The organism is Croceibacterium mercuriale (genome assembly GCF_000802385.1).
GTDB classification, from domain to species: Bacteria; Pseudomonadota; Alphaproteobacteria; order Sphingomonadales; family Sphingomonadaceae; genus Croceibacterium; species Croceibacterium mercuriale.
Genome location: NZ_JTDN01000002.1, coordinates 670,824 through 686,289 on the forward strand (window position 1 = coordinate 670,824; position 15,466 = coordinate 686,289).

Annotated in this window: 11 protein-coding genes; 2 read left to right on the forward strand and 9 right to left on the reverse strand. The window is 68.7% G+C overall.

Annotated features, from left to right (window positions below; all coding sequences use genetic code 11):
- Positions 1-29 precede the first annotated feature (29 nt).
- The 5 genes from PK98_RS12745 to PK98_RS12765 are packed head-to-tail and all read right to left on the reverse strand — an operon-like array spanning position 30 to position 5,137.
- Positions 30-1,034 carry a zinc-binding alcohol dehydrogenase family protein gene (locus PK98_RS12745; RefSeq protein WP_039097229.1) on the reverse strand — a complete coding sequence of 335 codons (1,005 nt, stop codon included), beginning with the start codon at positions 1,032-1,034 and terminating at the stop codon, positions 30-32.
- Positions 1,035-1,036: 2 nt separating this feature from the next.
- Positions 1,037-2,326, reverse strand: a complete 1,290-nt coding sequence (gene fucP / locus PK98_RS12750) for an L-fucose:H+ symporter permease (protein ID WP_039097687.1) — start codon at positions 2,324-2,326, stop codon at positions 1,037-1,039.
- 5 nt (positions 2,327-2,331) lie between these two features.
- Positions 2,332-3,108 carry an L-fucose dehydrogenase gene (locus tag PK98_RS12755; RefSeq protein ID WP_039097230.1) on the reverse strand — a complete coding sequence of 259 codons (777 nt, stop codon included), beginning with the start codon at positions 3,106-3,108 and terminating at the stop codon, positions 2,332-2,334.
- Positions 3,105-4,409, reverse strand: a complete 1,305-nt coding sequence (locus tag PK98_RS12760; protein WP_235425506.1) for an L-fuconate dehydratase — start codon at positions 4,407-4,409, stop codon at positions 3,105-3,107. Before PK98_RS12760 ends, PK98_RS12755 begins: the two co-directional genes overlap by 4 nt.
- Entirely contained in the window at positions 4,394-5,137 is a 744-nt protein-coding gene (locus PK98_RS12765) for an SDR family oxidoreductase (RefSeq protein ID WP_039097232.1), read from the reverse strand. Before PK98_RS12765 ends, PK98_RS12760 begins: the two co-directional genes overlap by 16 nt.
- A gap of 132 nt (positions 5,138-5,269) precedes the next feature.
- Between PK98_RS12765 and PK98_RS12770 the strand changes: the two genes are divergently transcribed.
- On the forward strand, positions 5,270-6,085 hold the full coding sequence (locus PK98_RS12770) for an IclR family transcriptional regulator (RefSeq protein ID WP_039097233.1): 816 nt from the start codon (positions 5,270-5,272) through the stop codon (positions 6,083-6,085).
- Positions 6,086-6,088: 3 nt separating this feature from the next.
- On the opposite strand, the gene PK98_RS12775 is transcribed toward PK98_RS12770, so the two are convergent.
- A complete protein-coding gene (locus PK98_RS12775; RefSeq protein WP_039097234.1) occupies positions 6,089-7,705 on the reverse strand; it encodes an FAD-dependent oxidoreductase in 1,617 nt (538 codons plus the stop codon).
- A gap of 133 nt (positions 7,706-7,838) precedes the next feature.
- On the opposite strand from PK98_RS12775, the gene PK98_RS12780 reads away from it, so the two are divergent.
- Positions 7,839-9,635 (forward strand): YbhB/YbcL family Raf kinase inhibitor-like protein, encoded by a 1,797-nt coding sequence (locus PK98_RS12780; protein ID WP_039097235.1) that lies wholly within the window; start codon positions 7,839-7,841, stop codon positions 9,633-9,635.
- Here the strand turns inward: PK98_RS12780 and pelA are convergent, their stop codons facing one another.
- The 3 genes from pelA to PK98_RS12795 form a co-directional block, all read right to left on the reverse strand.
- Positions 9,636-10,922, reverse strand: a complete 1,287-nt coding sequence (gene pelA / locus PK98_RS12785; RefSeq protein ID WP_235425507.1) for a pectate lyase — start codon at positions 10,920-10,922, stop codon at positions 9,636-9,638. It abuts the gene before it with no gap.
- A 17-nt stretch (positions 10,923-10,939) separates the two neighbouring features.
- Positions 10,940-11,803 carry a rhamnogalacturonan acetylesterase gene (locus PK98_RS12790; protein WP_039097236.1) on the reverse strand — a complete coding sequence of 288 codons (864 nt, stop codon included), beginning with the start codon at positions 11,801-11,803 and terminating at the stop codon, positions 10,940-10,942.
- A 107-nt stretch (positions 11,804-11,910) separates the two neighbouring features.
- Positions 11,911-15,408: a TonB-dependent receptor gene (locus PK98_RS12795; protein ID WP_081996228.1), complete on the reverse strand. Its 3,498-nt coding sequence runs from the start codon at positions 15,406-15,408 to the stop codon at positions 11,911-11,913.
- Between the last annotated feature and the right edge of the window lie 58 nt (positions 15,409-15,466).

The window sequence follows — 15,466 nt, forward strand, 5'->3', positions numbered from 1 at the left end:
CCTTTCGTTCCGGCAGCGGCACCGCAGCGTCACGGCGTCACGATCGCCTTGATCACGCCGGAGGACGGATCCATCCATTCGGTCATGCGTGCGGGCAGCTCGCGCATGGGTGTACTGTGGGTGTGCAGCGCTTCCGTCGGCACCAGACCGGCGCGGATGGCGGCAATCACCGCTGCGAAATCGGCGCGGGTCGCATTGCGGCTGCCCAGCAGGGTGGTTTCGCGCTTGTGGAATTCCGGATCGTCGAAGGTGATCGTGGCGGACACGACCGACACCAGCACGTAGCTGCCGCCATGCCCCACCCGGGCAAAACCCTCCGTCATGGCCGCCGGGCTGCCGGTGCAGTCGAACACGGCATCGAACCCGTCTCCCGCGCTTGCCTCGGCCAGCGCCGCCTCGTCACCCGGCACGATCGCGTGGGCTGCACCCAGCCGCTCCGTGCAGAACCGCGCCCGCACCGCATTGCCGTCCAGCACCGTCACCGCGGCACCCTGCTGCGCGGCGAACAGGGTCACCGCCATGCCGATCGGCCCCGCGCCCACCACCAGCACCCGGTCCCCCGCCAGCAGCGCGGCGCGGCCGACCGCATGATGGCCGATGGAGAGGAACTCGACCATTGCGGCCTGGTCGGGCGTCAGGCCGGTGGCGTCGATCAGGAACCGCGGATGCAGGGACATGCGATCCGTCAGCCCGCCATCCTGATGCACCCCCAGGACGGACAGGTTGCGGCAGCAATTCTCCCGCCCGCGCAGGCAGGCGCGGCAGGTGCCGCAGAACAGATAGGGCAGCACGGCGACCAGCGTGCCGGGCGCAAAGGTGCTGTCCTCGTCCGCCTCGATCACCTCGGCCGACAGTTCGTGTCCCATCACGCGGGGGTAGCTCAGATAGGGCTGGGTGCCGCGCATGATGTGGTAGTCGGTGCCGCACAGCCCCACGCGGCGGATTGCCAGCAGCACCTCGCCCGGCTGACGGGTCGCGGCGGGTCGTTCCGCCAGCACCAGCCGGCCCGGCTCCTCGCAGATACAGCTGTGCATGGTCAGACGTCCCCCGCCGGTCGGCGTGCATAGAGCGCAAAGGCCACGATGCAGACGAATGCCGCCGCCGGCACCAGCATGGCGGTGGCGATGTCCGCCCGGTCCGACACCCAGCCCATCAGTGCGGTCAGCAACGCGCCGCCGATGATCGCCATGATGATCAGCGATGCACCCGCCCGCCGCAGCGGCCCCAGCCCTTCCACGCCCAGCGCGAAGATGGTCGGGAACTGGATCGACAGGAAGAAGCTGGCCGCGACCAGCGCATACAGCCCGGTCTGTCCGGGTGACAGCGCGGCCACCAGCGTCAGGATGCAGGCCGCGCCCGCGAACGATGCCAGCAGCACGGCGGAGCGTGCCTGGGACATCAGGCTGGAGCCGATGAAGCGCCCGGTCGCGAACAGCAGCAGCGACACGAACAGCGCATCTGCGCCGGCGCGTTCCGTCATGCCGGGCACGCTGGCCTGGGCGTAGCGGATGGTGAAGCTCCAGATCCCGACCTGCGCGCCGACATACATCAGCTGCGCCGCCGCGGCCGCCACCAGCCGCGGCCGGCGGAAGGCCGCGGAGAGCCCGCGCAATCCGGCACCGTCCTGCGTCGCGGCCCGTTCGCCCGCCGGGAAGCGCACGACCGCCGCCGCCAGTGCGAATGCCAGCACGACCAGGCCGATGATCACATAAGGCGGCGCCACCGCGCGCACCTCCATCTGGTAATATGCCAGTTGGTCGGCGGCGGACATGGCGGCCAGCGCCGCCTCGTCATGCTCGATACCGGACAGGATGAAGGTGCGCCCGATCCAGATGCCTGCCAGCGCCCCCAGCGGATTGGCCGCCTGCGCCCAGTTCAGCCGCCTGGCCGCGCCGTTCGCGTCGCCCAGTTCCGTCATCAGCGGATTGGCGGCGGTTTCCAGGAAGGCGAGGCCGCTGGCGATCACGAACAGCGCGAAGAGGAACAGCAGGTATTCGCTCATCATTGCCGCGGGATAGAACAGCAGCGCGCCCGCGCCGTACAGCAGCAGGCCCAGCACGATGGAGGCCTTGTACCCCTTCGCGCCCATCAGCAGCGATGCCGGGATCGCGAACAGGAAGTAACCGAGATAGAACACCTGCTGCACGAAGCTGGTGCCGAAATCCGACAGCACGAACGCCTTCCTGAACTGCGCGATCAGGATGTCGTTGAGGTTGTTGGCCATGCCCCACAGGAAGAACAGGCTGACCGTGATGATCAGCGCCGGCAGGAAGCGGCCCTGCGTCGGCGTGGCCGCGCGATCGTGCGCGGCGGGAGGGGGAGCCATCGCCATCAGTCCAGCGCCCGGTCCAGATGGACATAGCCGCCATCCGGCACGATCCACTGCCCGGTGGTGTGGCCGGAGCGCGGTGACAGGAGGAACACCACCGTGTCGGCGATCTCCCGGTCGGTGGTCATGCGCCGGCCCAGCGGGATGCGGGCGGTGATCCGGTCCAGCTGGTCCTGCGGATCGTCGAACGTGTCGAGCCAGCGACGGTAGAGCGGCGTCATCACCTCCGCCGGCAGCACCGCGTTGACGCGCACGCCATCACCGGCCAGCGCGGCGGCCCATTCGCGGGTCAGGCCCAGCTGCGCCGCCTTGGCCGCGACATAGCCGCTGGTATTGCCCTGCCCGGTCAGCGCCGTCTTGGACGAGATGTTGACGATCGCGCCCGTGGCGCTGCGCAGATGCGGCAGGCAGTGATGCGCCATGGAGTAATAATGCCCCAGATTGCGCTGGAGCGAGGCATTGAAGGCGTCCAGTCCGGCCTCCAGCCCGACGCTGTCATTCACGCCGGCATTGTTGACCAAGCCATGGATGCCGCCGAACCGCGCAACCACCTGCGCCACCGCGGCGGCACATTGCGCATCGTCCGACAGTTCGGTCCGGATGAACAGCGTGTCGGGCTGCAATGCACCGAGGCGTTCCGCGAAGTCCGGCTCCAGCGGGCTGCGGCCCAGGATCACGGGAATGGCGCCTTCCTCGGCCAGCACGATGGAGATGGCGCCGCCGATCCCCGCGCCGCCGCCGGTGACCAGCACCACCTTGCCGTCCAGGCCCAGCTTCATGCCACCAGCTCCGGCACGCGGAAGCGGTAGGTCTCGATCGAGTCGCGCTTCATCTCGATGGAGAAGCCCGGCGCCTCCGGCGGCCAGTAGGCCGCGTGGCGCACTTCGCACGGGTCGACGAAATGCTCGTGCAGATGGTCGACATATTCGACCACGCGCCCCGCCTTGCTGCCGGCGATCGCCACATAGTCGATCATCGCCAGGTGCTGCACATATTCGCACAGGCCCACGCCGCCCGCATGGGGGCAGACGGGCAGGTCGTATTTGGCGGCCATCAGCAGGATCGCCAGCACCTCGTTCAGCCCGCCCACGCGGCAGGCATCGATCTGCACCACGTCAATCGCCCCGGCCATGATGAACTGTTTGAACATGATGCGGTTCTGGCACATCTCGCCGGTCGCGACCTGCACCGGCGCCACGCCGTTGCGGATGGCACGGTGGCCCAGCACGTCATCGGGGCTGGTCGGCTCCTCGATGAACCAGGGCCGCGCGAAGGCGAGCTGGTTGACCCAGTCGATCGCCTCCGACACTTCCCAGTTCTGGTTGGCGTCGATCATCAGCGTCACGTCCGGCCCGATCACCTCGCGCACCAAGGCCACCCGGCGGACATCCTCCGCCAGGTCACGCCCGACCTTCAGCTTGATGTGGCGATAGCCGTCGGCCAGCGCCTCTTCGGTCAGGCGCACCAGCTTCTCGTCCGAATAGCCGAGCCACCCGGCCGAGGTGGTGTAGCAGGGGTAGCCTTCCGCCATCAGCGCGGCGATCCGCTCCGCCTTGCCGGTCTCCCGTTCCTGCAACAGCGCCAGCGCCTCGTCCGGGGTGATGCAGTCGGTCAGGTAGCGGAAGTCGATGCAGCGCACGATCTCCTCCGGCGACATGTCCGCCACCAGCCGCCACACCGGCTTGCCGACGCTGCGCGCCCACAGGTCCCATACGGCATTGACGACCGCGCCGGTGGCCAGATGCATCGCGCCCTTGTCCGGCCCGATCCAGCGCAGCTGGCTGTCGCCGGTCAGGTGCCGCCAGAACCGCGCCGGATCGTCGCGGATCCAGTCCAGTTCCAGCCCGATCACCAGGTGACGCATGGCGTCGATCGCGGCGATGCAGATGTCGTTGCCGCGGCCGATGGTGAAGGTCAGCCCATGCCCTTCCAGCCCGGGCGTGTCGGTTTCCAGCACCACATAAGCGGCGGAATAGTCGGGATCGGGGTTCATCGCGTCCGATCCGTCCAGCGACAGGCTGGTGGGGAAGCGGACGTCCGCGGTGCGAATGTTGGTGATGCGCGTCACAGGACGGACCAACCGCCATCGATCACCGCGACCGTGCCGGTGGTAAAGGCGCTTTCATCGCCCGCCAGATGCACCGCCAGCGCAGCGATCTCCTCCGGTCGGCCGAGCCGCCCGACCGGCTGGCGCGCGGCAAAGGCTGCCAGGGTCTTCTCCACCGGCTCGCCATTGCGCTCCGCCTGCTCGCTGACCCGCTGCAACAGCGAGGGGGTTTCCACCGTGCCGGGGCAGATCGCATTGCAGCGGACGCCCTGCGCCACGAAGTCGGCCGCGACCGCCTTGGTCAGGCCGACCACCGCGCCCTTGGTCGCGCCGTAGGCGAAACGGTTGGGCACCCCGATAATCGAGGACGCGACGGAGGCGATGTTGATGATCGAGCCGCCGCCTGCGTCCAGCATCCCGGGCAGGACGGCACGGATCAGGCGGAACATGGCGGTGGCGTTCAGCGCCACGGCGGCGTCCCAGTCATCGTCGGTGCAGTCCAGCGCGGTCCCGGCATGGACCACGCCGGCGGCATTCACCAGCACGTCCACCGCGCCGATCGTGCCGGGCAGGGCGGCGATGCCGGCGCCATCGGTCAGGTCCAGCGTGATCGCGTCCGCCTGGCCCGCCAGCGTGGCACCGTCCCGGTCCAGTCGCCAGACGCGCGCACCTTCGGCCACGAAGGCATCGGCGATGGCGCGCCCGATCCCCTGCCCGGCAGCCGTCACCAGCGCCGTCTTTCCGGCAAGCCTGCTCGTCACGATAATCCCTCTCCGCTTCGCAAACCATCACCGCTTGGCACGGTTTCATATGTGCAACTTACTTCCAAGCCGATTGGCTGCAAGCTTTTTCGCAGGATTTGCCCGACGCCCGGTCACAGGCTAGGTGAAGGCATGGCCACGACCGAGCAAGCCGAGACGGAAGGGCGCGGAAGCGGCGTACGCGCCTATTCCGCGCCGGCGCTGGAAAAAGGTTTCGACATCCTGGAACTGCTGGCGGAAGAGCCGGGCGGACTGACCATCAGCGAGATCGCCGCACGGCTGGGCCGCTCCATCAGCGAAGTGTTCCGCGTCATCATCGTGATGGAACGCCGGCTGTGGCTGCGCAAGGATCCGGGCAGCGACCGCTACAGCGTGACCTACCGCGCGCTGGACGTGGCCTTCCGCGCGACACCGGCGCAGACGCTGTCGCAGGCGGCGGCACCGGTCATGTTCGACCTGGCGGCGTCCATCAACCAGTCCTGCCACCTGGTGATCCGCGCGCAGGATCGCGGCATCGTGGTCCACCGGCAGGAAAGCCCGGCAGCGGTCGGCTTCGCCATCCGGCTGGGCACCGCGGTCGACCTGGCGGCCAGCTGTTCCGGCCATGTGCTGCTGGCCTTCACGCCGGAGGATCGCCAGCGGCAGATCCTGATCGGCCTGCTGGGCGTGGGGCCGGCATTGCGATCCGCGCTGCAGCGGCTGAAGATCGTGCGGGCGCAAGGCTTCGAGATGCAGCCCAGCGCGCGCACCAATGGCGTGACCGATCTCAGCTACCCGGTGTTCGGCTTCGACGGGCAGGTCGCCGCGGCGATGACGATCCCGTTCCTGGCGATGATCGACGGATCGCAGCTGACCGACCTGGACCAGACCCGCGAGACGCTGCGCAATGCCGCTGCCCGCCTCTCGGCCGAACTGGGCGCCCCGGCGGACGTGAACGGCGCAGCCTAGCCCTCAGCGCCCGGTATTGACGTAATCCCACACGCGGGAGATCACGACAGAACCTTCGCCGACCGACGATGCGACCCGCTTGACCGATCCGGCGCGCACGTCGCCCACCGCGTAGATGCCGGCCGCAGAGGTGGCATAGGTCGAGTCCTTGCCCACGCAGGCGCCGGTCCGCACGAAGCCCTTCTCGTCCAGCCCCACCACGTCGGTCAGCCAGCCCGTGTTCGGCGCCGCGCCGACCATGATGAACAGCGCGCAGGCGTCCGTCCGCTCCTCACCCTCCGGACGGCGGATGGTCACGCCGGCCAGCTGCGCGTCACCATGCACCGCGGCAACTTCCGCGCCATATTCGATGCTGATCGCCGGGTCCGCCTCCAGCCGGCTGGACAGGTAGCTGGACATGGACGTTGCCAGCGTGTCGCCCCGCACCAGCAGCCGCACGCGGGCGGCGATGCGGCTGAGGAACATCGCCGCCTGCCCCGCCGAATTGCCGCCGCCCACGACCACCACCTCGCCATCGCGGCAGAAGCGCGCCTCGTTCTCCGTGGCGGCGTAGTAGATGCCGGCGCCTTCGAACTCGGCCAGGCGATCGATCGGCAGGCGCCGATATTGCACGCCGGTGGCGACCACCACCGCCGCCGTCCGCACCCGCTGACCATTGTCGAAGGTGGCGCACCAGCAGCTATCCGGCAGCCGGTCCAGCCGCTCGACCCGGATCGGCACGGCGAAGCGCGTGCCGAACTTCATCGCCTGCACCTCGCCCCGCCAGACCAGGTCCGCGCCGGAGATGCCGGTGGGGAAGCCCATGTAGTTCTCGATGCGGCTGGAGGTGCCGGCCTGCCCGCCGATCGCGCTCTCGTCCACCACCAGCGCGCGCAGGCCCTCCGACCCGGCATAGACCGCCGCTGCCACGCCGGCCGGCCCGGCGCCGACGATCAGCAGGTCGATCTCCTCATCATCCACGAAGTCCAGGTTCATCCCCAGCATCCGCGCGACGTTCTGCGGCGTGGGATCGGCCACGACATTGTCACGCCCGAAGATCGCCGCCGGCAGGTCGGCGGAGATCGCGCAGCTGGTGGCGACCGCCTGCGCCTCCGCACTGCCCAGCGGGTGGGAGAGATATGGGACGCGATTGCGGCTGGCGAAGCTGGCGATGCGGCGGATGTTGCGGTCCGCCTCCTCCCCGATCAGCACCAGCGATGCGTCGCGCCCTTCCAGCTGGCGCCGGCGCCGCGCGGCCAGCACGGTGATGATGATGTCCGACATCTCCGGTACCCGCGCCATCAGCGCCAGCATCGCCGCGCGGGGCACCTCCACCACGCGGGTGGGGGCCGCGGTGCGCATCGCCATGGACCAGCGGCCGCCATGCAGGAAGCCGATCTCCGCCATGAACTGCGTCGGCCCCAGCGTGGAGGGTACCAGCCGTTCGCCGGTAAAGGCGTCGGCCACCTCGATCTCACCCTCCTCGACATAGACGAAGCGGTCGATCGGTTCGCCCGGACGGCTGAGGAAGGTGCCGGCCGGATAGCTCTGCTCCTGCCCGGCGCGGCGGATCGCCGTAACGTGTTCCGGCGCCAGCGGGGTGCGCTGCATCTCCCGCAGGTCGCGTCCGATCGTTTCCATGTCGTCTTGTCCCCTGCTGTCCGGTCCCTTGTGCCAAGCGCAGGCGCCGGCGGCAATCGGGCAGGCGCGCGTGAGATTTGCGGGAGCGCGCAGCCCGCTTGAACATTCTTACGGCAACAAAGGGGACACCTTCATGAAAGCCGCACTGCTGCTCGCCTCCGCCTGCCTGCTCGCCACCAGCCCGGCCATTGCCCAGAGCCATCCGGAGGACGCCGACAAGCGGCCGGTCGATGCCCATTATTTCGAGCCCACCCCGCTGGAGCCGCCGGCCGATTTCGCCGCCGGGCTGAAGGTGCCGGACGGCTACCGCGTCAGCGTGTGGGCACAAGGGCTGGGCAACAGTCGCATGATCGCGCCCGCGCCGGATGGCAGCATCTATGTCAGCCGCCGGTCCGAAGCGGACATCATCCGGCTGGTGGATGCGGACAATGACGGGACGGCCGATGGCGAACCGCAGATCATCGTCAACCGGCCCGGCCTGCACGGGCTGACCATCCATGACGGGCAGCTGTACTTCATGACCGCGCGGGAGGTGTTCCGGGCGCCGTTGCAGCCCGATGGCGGGATCGGCCCGGTGGAGACGCTGATGGACGACCTGCCCGATGCTGGGCAGCACCTGAACCGCACGCTGGCGGTCGGGCCGGACGGGATGCTGTATGTCAGCGCCGGCTCCACCTGCAATGCGTGCGACGAGAGCAGCCAGGAGAACGCGGCACTGCTGCGGTCCAACCTGGATGGCAGCGCGCGCAAGATCTGGGCATCGGGCCTGCGCAACACGATCGGCTTCGGCTGGCATCCGGTCACCGGGCAGCTGTGGGGCTGGGACCAGGGGATCGACTGGCTGGGCAACGACCTGCAGCGGGAGGAGCTGAACCTCATCGAGCGCGGCAACCGCTATGGCTGGCCCTATGTGTTCGAGGACGGCCAGCGCAATCCGCAGGACGAGCCGCCCGGCGGCATCCTGGCGGCGGACTGGATCGCAGCCTCCACCAGCCCGGTGCTGATGCATGTCGCACACTCCGCCGGCATGCAGATGGCGTTCCATCCCGGCGGCGGCTTCGGCCCGGATGTTGCCGGCGACGCCTTTGTCGCGTTGCGCGGCAGCTGGAACCGGCGGCCGGCCTCCGGCTACGAAGTAGTGCGGGTGCGCTTCGACCAGGCGGGCCAGGCAACGAAGATCGAGCCGTTCGTCAGCGGCTTCCTGGCGGCGGATGGCGCCAGCCATTATGGCCGGCTCGCCGGCATGGCGGTGCTGGCGGACGGATCGCTGCTGTTTTCCGACGACGCGAACGGCGTGCTGTACCGCGTGACGCATGACGCGGCGCAGGGCCGCGCCGCACCGTTGCAGCCGCCGGCCGGACCGATGCAGGAACAGGCGGCCAGAGGGTCGGGCGTGCCGCTGGCGCTGGAGCGGCCGGAGACGCGCGCGTCCGGGCAGGCCCGCATCGCGGTGACGTCGCCCGCCTTTGCTGCCGATGGCGCGATCCCGCGCGATCATAGCGAATACGGCCTCGGCATCTCGCCGCCATTGGGCTGGAACGCGGTGCCGGGGGCGCAATCCTACGCCATCGTGATGGAGGATCCCGATGCCGCGGCGACCAGGCCGTTCGTCCACTGGGTCGCGTGGAACATCCCGGCCGCCACGACCAGCCTGCCCGCCGGCCTGAACGAGCGGGACCGGTTGAGCGGCGGCACGCTGGACGGGATCATGCAGGGCGCGACCAGCCATGGCAGCGTCGGCTGGAACGGCCCGCGCCCGCCGAAGGGCGACCGGCCGCACCGCTACACCTTCCAGCTGCTGGCGCTCGACCGCATGCTGGACCTGCCGCTCGGCGCCACGCGCGACCAGTTGCTGGCCGCGGCGCAGGGCCACGTGCTGGCGACCGGCAGCCTGACCGGCCTGTATGCGGAGCCGCGCGGCCCCGAGTGATCAGCGTGCCGCGGACCAGCGGGCATAGGCGCGGGCGACGGCATTGCCGCTGGTATTGTACCAGCTGTAGCCGTCGCGCCGCTCGCGGCTGACCTCCTCCACCCGGTCGCGGATCGCACGGTCGCGATCGCCGAAGATCGGGGCCTGCGTGACCGGATCGTAGAACCGGGCCCATAGCGGCCCGGCGCCGGGTTCCGCCACCAGCAGGCGGCCCGCCGCGGAATCGGTCGCCTTCCACGCCACATCGCGCAAGGCGTGGGCGGCGAACCAGGCAGCACCCGCCTCGATCGCCGCGCGCATCTGCGGCGAAGGGTCGGGCTGGCGCATCAGGAATTGCAGCACCGATGCGCTTTCGCCGGTGGACAGGGCCAGCGGTTCGAAATTGCGTGCGCCGATCGGCACGCGGGTCAGGGCGTCATATTGCTGGGCCCAGATGGTCGGCCGGCCATCGGCCTCCAGCTGCGTGTCCAGCATCACGGCGATCGCCCGCTCCACGGCGGCGGCGGCCTGCGCCCGCATATCCTGCGGCACGAAGGCGTAGTCGCCCCCGCCGCCGGCAATCCGCTGCAACAGCGCGGTGGTGCCGGTCAGCACATCGTCGTTCAGCGTCAGCGCATCGTGATAGCCGCCTTTCAACGGCCAGACCTGCGGCCAGCCGCCGCCCGGCAGCTCCGCCGCCATCAGGTAGGCGACGCCTCTGGCGAAGGACTGGCGATACGGCTCGCCCTCGGTACCCGGCAGCTGCGCCTGTACCCGCGCCAGGAAGGACAGCTCGGTCACGGTGGCATCATTGTCCAGCGTGCCGACGAAGCTCCACCCGCCGGCTCCGTCCTGTGCGGCATATTGCCCCGCCTTCAGGTCGGCGCCGATCCAGTGCTGCCCGGCCACGCGCGGCGGGGCACTGCGATTCTGGTTCTTGCCCCAGCCGCCGGCTGGCGTCTGGAAGCTGACGATATTGTCCGCCAGCGCGCGCGCCTCCGGCCCGGCATACCATGCGGCATCGCGGTCGAGCGGCAGCGTGCCCGCGGTCGAACCGTCGGGTGGCGGCGCCGGCACCGGCTGGCCGGCCAGCGCGGCACGCTCCGCCTCCAGCACGGCCTTGTCCCGCACCATCGCCGCATCAGAGCGGGCGAGATAGTCCAGCCAGGCGGCCTGCTCCGCCGCGGGCAGTTGCGCCACACGCCCGGGCGTCAGCGGTTCGGCGGGCTGCATGGTGCCGACCACCTCGGCCGCGAGCGGCATCGGGGCGGCAGCAAGCAGCAGGGCAATGACGAGGCGTAGGCGCATGGGGATGATCCTAGGGTTCAGGGGGCGGGCGGCGCCGGGTCCGGCTGCAGCACCAGCAGGCCGCGCATGTCGGGCACGCTGCCGGCCAGCAGGCGCGCCATCATGGCGGCAAAGTAGTCGGCGCCGTCCGTGCCCAGATGGGTGCGGTCGAACGACAGGCGCGGGATGGCGGTGGGCACCACGTTCACTTCGGTGGTCGCGGCCGGGGCCTGCCCGGTCGCCTGCGAACCCGGCGGCAATTGCGCGAAGCGGTCGGCCGCCGCCTCCCCCATCGCCTGCACCGCGCCGGAGCTTTCCGCATTGAGGTCGACCAGCAGCGCGCCGGTTTCGGCGGCGACACGCCGCACCGCCTCGGCCCAGGGCTCCAGGTCGTTGACCAGCTGGCCATTGGTGAACATCCGCCGGGTCAGCGGGGTGACCAGCACGGGAATGGCGCCGGCGCGTCGCGTATCCTCGACGTAGCGGCGAATGTAGCCGGGGAACTCTTCCGCCAGCTCGGTCGAGCGGGTCTTGCCCGGCTGGTCGTTATGGCCGAACTGGATCAGCACCCAGACATGGCCGTATCCCGGCACCTGCGCCTCGTGCAGGGCCAGCTCCCACGACCGTTCCTGCATGTAGGTGCGCGACGACCGCCCGCCACGCGCCAGGTTGAGGCAGGCGGCGAAGGAGGTGACGTGGCGGGCGCAGAAGCTGGGCCCCCAGCCGCCGATGACCGCGGTAGTGGAATCGCCCACCAAGATGATCTTGGACGGGGTGATGTCGCGCGGAAACTCGCGCGCGACCGGCGCAGGGGAGGGCGTGTCCTGGGCCGAGGCCGGCATATGTGCGGTGGCGAGCGCCAGCAGGCCCGCCAGCCTGAGATGCTTCATGATCGTCTGCATGATCGTGCCTTATCCCTGCTGCGTTCCCGGAGGGAAAGAAGGCGCCGGCGGTGTTGAACCGCCGGCGCAGGATGCCGTGGAGAGGACCACCAGCGGCATGGAGCGGTTTAGAACCGGACGCGTGCACCCACGCGATAGATCGGCCCGGAGCTGGCATATTGCGACACCACCGGGTTCGCCGAGTAGGCGAAGCGGTTGCTGGTCTGATTGGTCAGGTTCAGCCCTTCCGCCGTGACCGAGATGCTCTCGGTCAGCTGGAAGCTGGCCGCCGCATCCAGGTTGAAGGTGGAGGCGCTGCTGCCGAAGTCGTTGATCAGCGGGGCGTTGCAGTAGGTCGGCGCACCAGTCGCGCTGAGGGTCACGCCAGGCGCACAATTGCCTGCCGCCAGCGGATAGGTGGTGCTGTAGCCTTCGCGATAAGCGCCCGACACACGCAGCCGCATCCGTTCCGTCTCGTAATACAGCGTGCCGTTCACCGCCTTGGGCGACACGCCCAGGAACGGCGCCTGGTCCACCGTCTGCGGGATCGTGGCGGTGCCCGGGTCGAGGATGTAGGTCAGCTCGCTTTCGATGTAGGTGCCGTTCACCTGCACGCCCAGATTGCTCAGCAGGCCGGGCAGGAAGGTCAGGTCGGTCTGGAAATTGACCTCGATCCCGCGGACATAGCCGCCCGGCGCGTCACGGAACTGGCGCGCGATGAACGGATTGTTCGCGTTGATGTAGGCCAGCTGGAACGGGTTGCTGAACTGCGCGCGCAGCGCCTCGATCGTTTCCGCATCGGCAAAATCGGACAGCTGCGATTCAAAGTTCACCGTCTGCGGAAAGCTGGCGATGTCCTTGTTGAACACGGCGACCGAGAACAGCCCGCCAGGCGCGAAGTACCATTCGAAGCTGAGATCGACATTGGTCGCCCGGAACGGGGCCAGCTTGGGGTTGCCGATGGTCAGCGTGCCGCCGGTGACGTCGCCATTGTTGGGCACGGAGATGGAGGAGATCGACGGCGACAGGTTGCCCAGCAGCGGGCGCGCCATCACCTTCGACGCGGCAATGCGCACCACGACATCGTTGATCGGCTCGTACACGAAGTTCAGCGAAGGCAGCCAGTCGGTATATTCATTGTCGCCGGTAATCGGCCGGCCGGCGGTCGTCTCCCCCAGGGAGTCCACCTCGGTCAGCACGGCGCGCACGCCGATATTGCCGCGCCAGGGACGCCCGAACAGCTCCGTATCCCAGTCCATCTGCAGGTAGGCGCCGGTATCGACCTCCTCCACGCCGAAGGATGCGGTCCGGTTGCGCTTGCGGGTGATGCGCCAGTCGGACCATTTGTTCACGCAGTTGCAGGTGAAGTCGAACAGCTCGTCGAACTTCTCGATCGACGGGACGATGAAGCTGGTCGCCGTGCCGTCCGGCACCGTCAGGCCCTGGCCGAACTCGATCGTTTCCGACACGTCTGCCACGTTGACGCCCGCTTCCTTCAGCGTCGGGTTGAGCAGGTCGCTCACGCGTTCGTACTGGTCGGTGAAGAAGCTGTAGGTCCGCCGGGTCACGCCGCCCTTCAGCGTGAAGATGTCATCCACCTCCCATGTCAGGTCCAGCCGCGCGGTCGACAGCTTGTTGGTGGTGTCCCGCGTGTAGTTGCGGATGGCGGAGAAGCCCTTGACCGTGTCCCAGTTGGCGGGATCGGCGGCATCGAAGCCGAAATCGATCACCGGCATGTCGCCGCCTTCGCGCTCGTCATAGATGAACGACCCGGGGCTATCCATGCGGTTGAATTCTACCAGCAGCCCCTGCGACCGGTTGGTCGACTTGGACTCGCCGTAGATTGCCAGCGCACGGAAGTTGTCGGTGAACTCGTGGGTGATGTTGCCGGAAATCTGCCGGAATTCGGTGGTGTAGCTGTTCTGGTCCTGCGCCGACCGGAAATCGACATTCTGCAGCACCAGATACTCGGCGACGCCGTTGTTCACCTCCGATTCCAGCACCCGCACCGCCGGTCGGCCGATCAGCTGGCCGCGATAGGCCAGCCGGTTGGTGCTGGGGATGTAGCCCACGGAATTCGGGTTGTTGTAATAGTCGTACGGATCGAGGTTGAAGGGGTTGGTGCTGAAGATGTTGGCAGTGGCCGGGTTGTTGGCCGCCAGCGCGCCGGGCACGACGGCGGAGGGTGCCAGCACCGAAGGAACGCGCTGGCCGGCGGCGTTCAGCGCGGTCGCGAAGGCGGGCGTGGTGCCGTACAGTTCCTGCCCGCAATCCTGCGGCGCGTTCAGCTCCGTCTCGGCCGTGGGCGTGCACTGGCCAGGATACAGCGCGCGCGCGGCGCTGGGGGTCAAGTTGTTGCCCGCGGTGTTGAGCGCGGCATTGGTGTTGTTGCGGTTGAGGCCGACGGAGGAGACCTGGTTGTAGCGGCTGGTATTCTCGAACCGGGAATAGACGCCATCCAGCGTGAACCGCGTACGGTCGGACACCTGCCACTGATAGGCGGCGGTGATGCCGAGGCGCTCGTTCTCGACATTCTGCTGCTCCAGCGCGGCGAGTGCCGGGATGCGGACCTGAGAATCGTCGAACCGACCGGGCGTGTTGAATGGCGCGCCGGGGAAGAGGTTGGCATAGGCGGCCGCGTCAGATCCGGTCTGGAGATTGATCACCTGCGGATTGGTGATCGCGCTGCCAAGATTGGTGCCGGCAGGTGCGGCAAAGCCGCCACGCTGCGGAGTCTCGTTGCCGGCGAAATCGGCGCCGCGGTACAGGTAGTCGGACGAGCCCACGCCCCGGCGATACTGGTCAAGCTCGTTGCGCGACTGGCTGTAGGCGCCCGAGATCAGGAAGCCCATGTCGCCATCCATGAATCGCTTGGAGACGAGCCCGGCGACACGCGGCGAAAAGGCACCCGAGTTCTGCTGGTAGTTGCCTTCCACTGACAGGGCCAGCGCGCCGCTGGAATAGTCGAACGGCTTGCCCGTCTCCAGGTCGATATTGGCGCCGAGCGAGCCTTCGTCCGTTTCCGCGGACGGAGTCTTCTGCACCTTCAGGCTGCTGAACAGCTCCGACGCGAAGGTGTTGTAGTCGAAGGCGCGGCTGCGATTGGGGCTGGTGCCGGCATCGTTGGAGCCGGCGGTGGCCAGCGCCTCGATCCCGTTCAGGCGCGTGCGGTTGAAATCGCCGCCCAGACCACGGACGGAGATCTGCCGGCCTTCGCCATTGTCGCGATCGACCGACACGCCCGGCAGGCGCTGCAGCGATTCGGCCAGGTTGGCGTCGGGGAAGTCGGCGATGTCCTCGGCCGTAATGGCGTCGATCTGCACGTTGGCCGTGCGCTTCTGCGCGATCGCGTTGCGCAGGGAGGCGCGATAGCCGGTCACGACAATATCGTCCGAATTGCCCTCGGGCGCGATCGCGTCAGCCTGGTCGCCCACGGTGCGGTCGGCCGGCACGCCGGTGCCGTCCGGCTGCTGCTGCGGCACACTGGCGGGCGGAACATCCTGCGCATGGACCGGCGCGGAAGCCAGCGCGATGGCGCAGGCGAACATGCTGCCGCCCAGCGCGAGCTTCGCGCGGACACCGGTGTCAGCCGCAGATGCGACGATATCGACGGAACGAACCTTCATGCCCTCAATCCTTCTCCCTCGCGGCGGGCTCTGCCCTGCCGCATCATGCTGTCGCGCC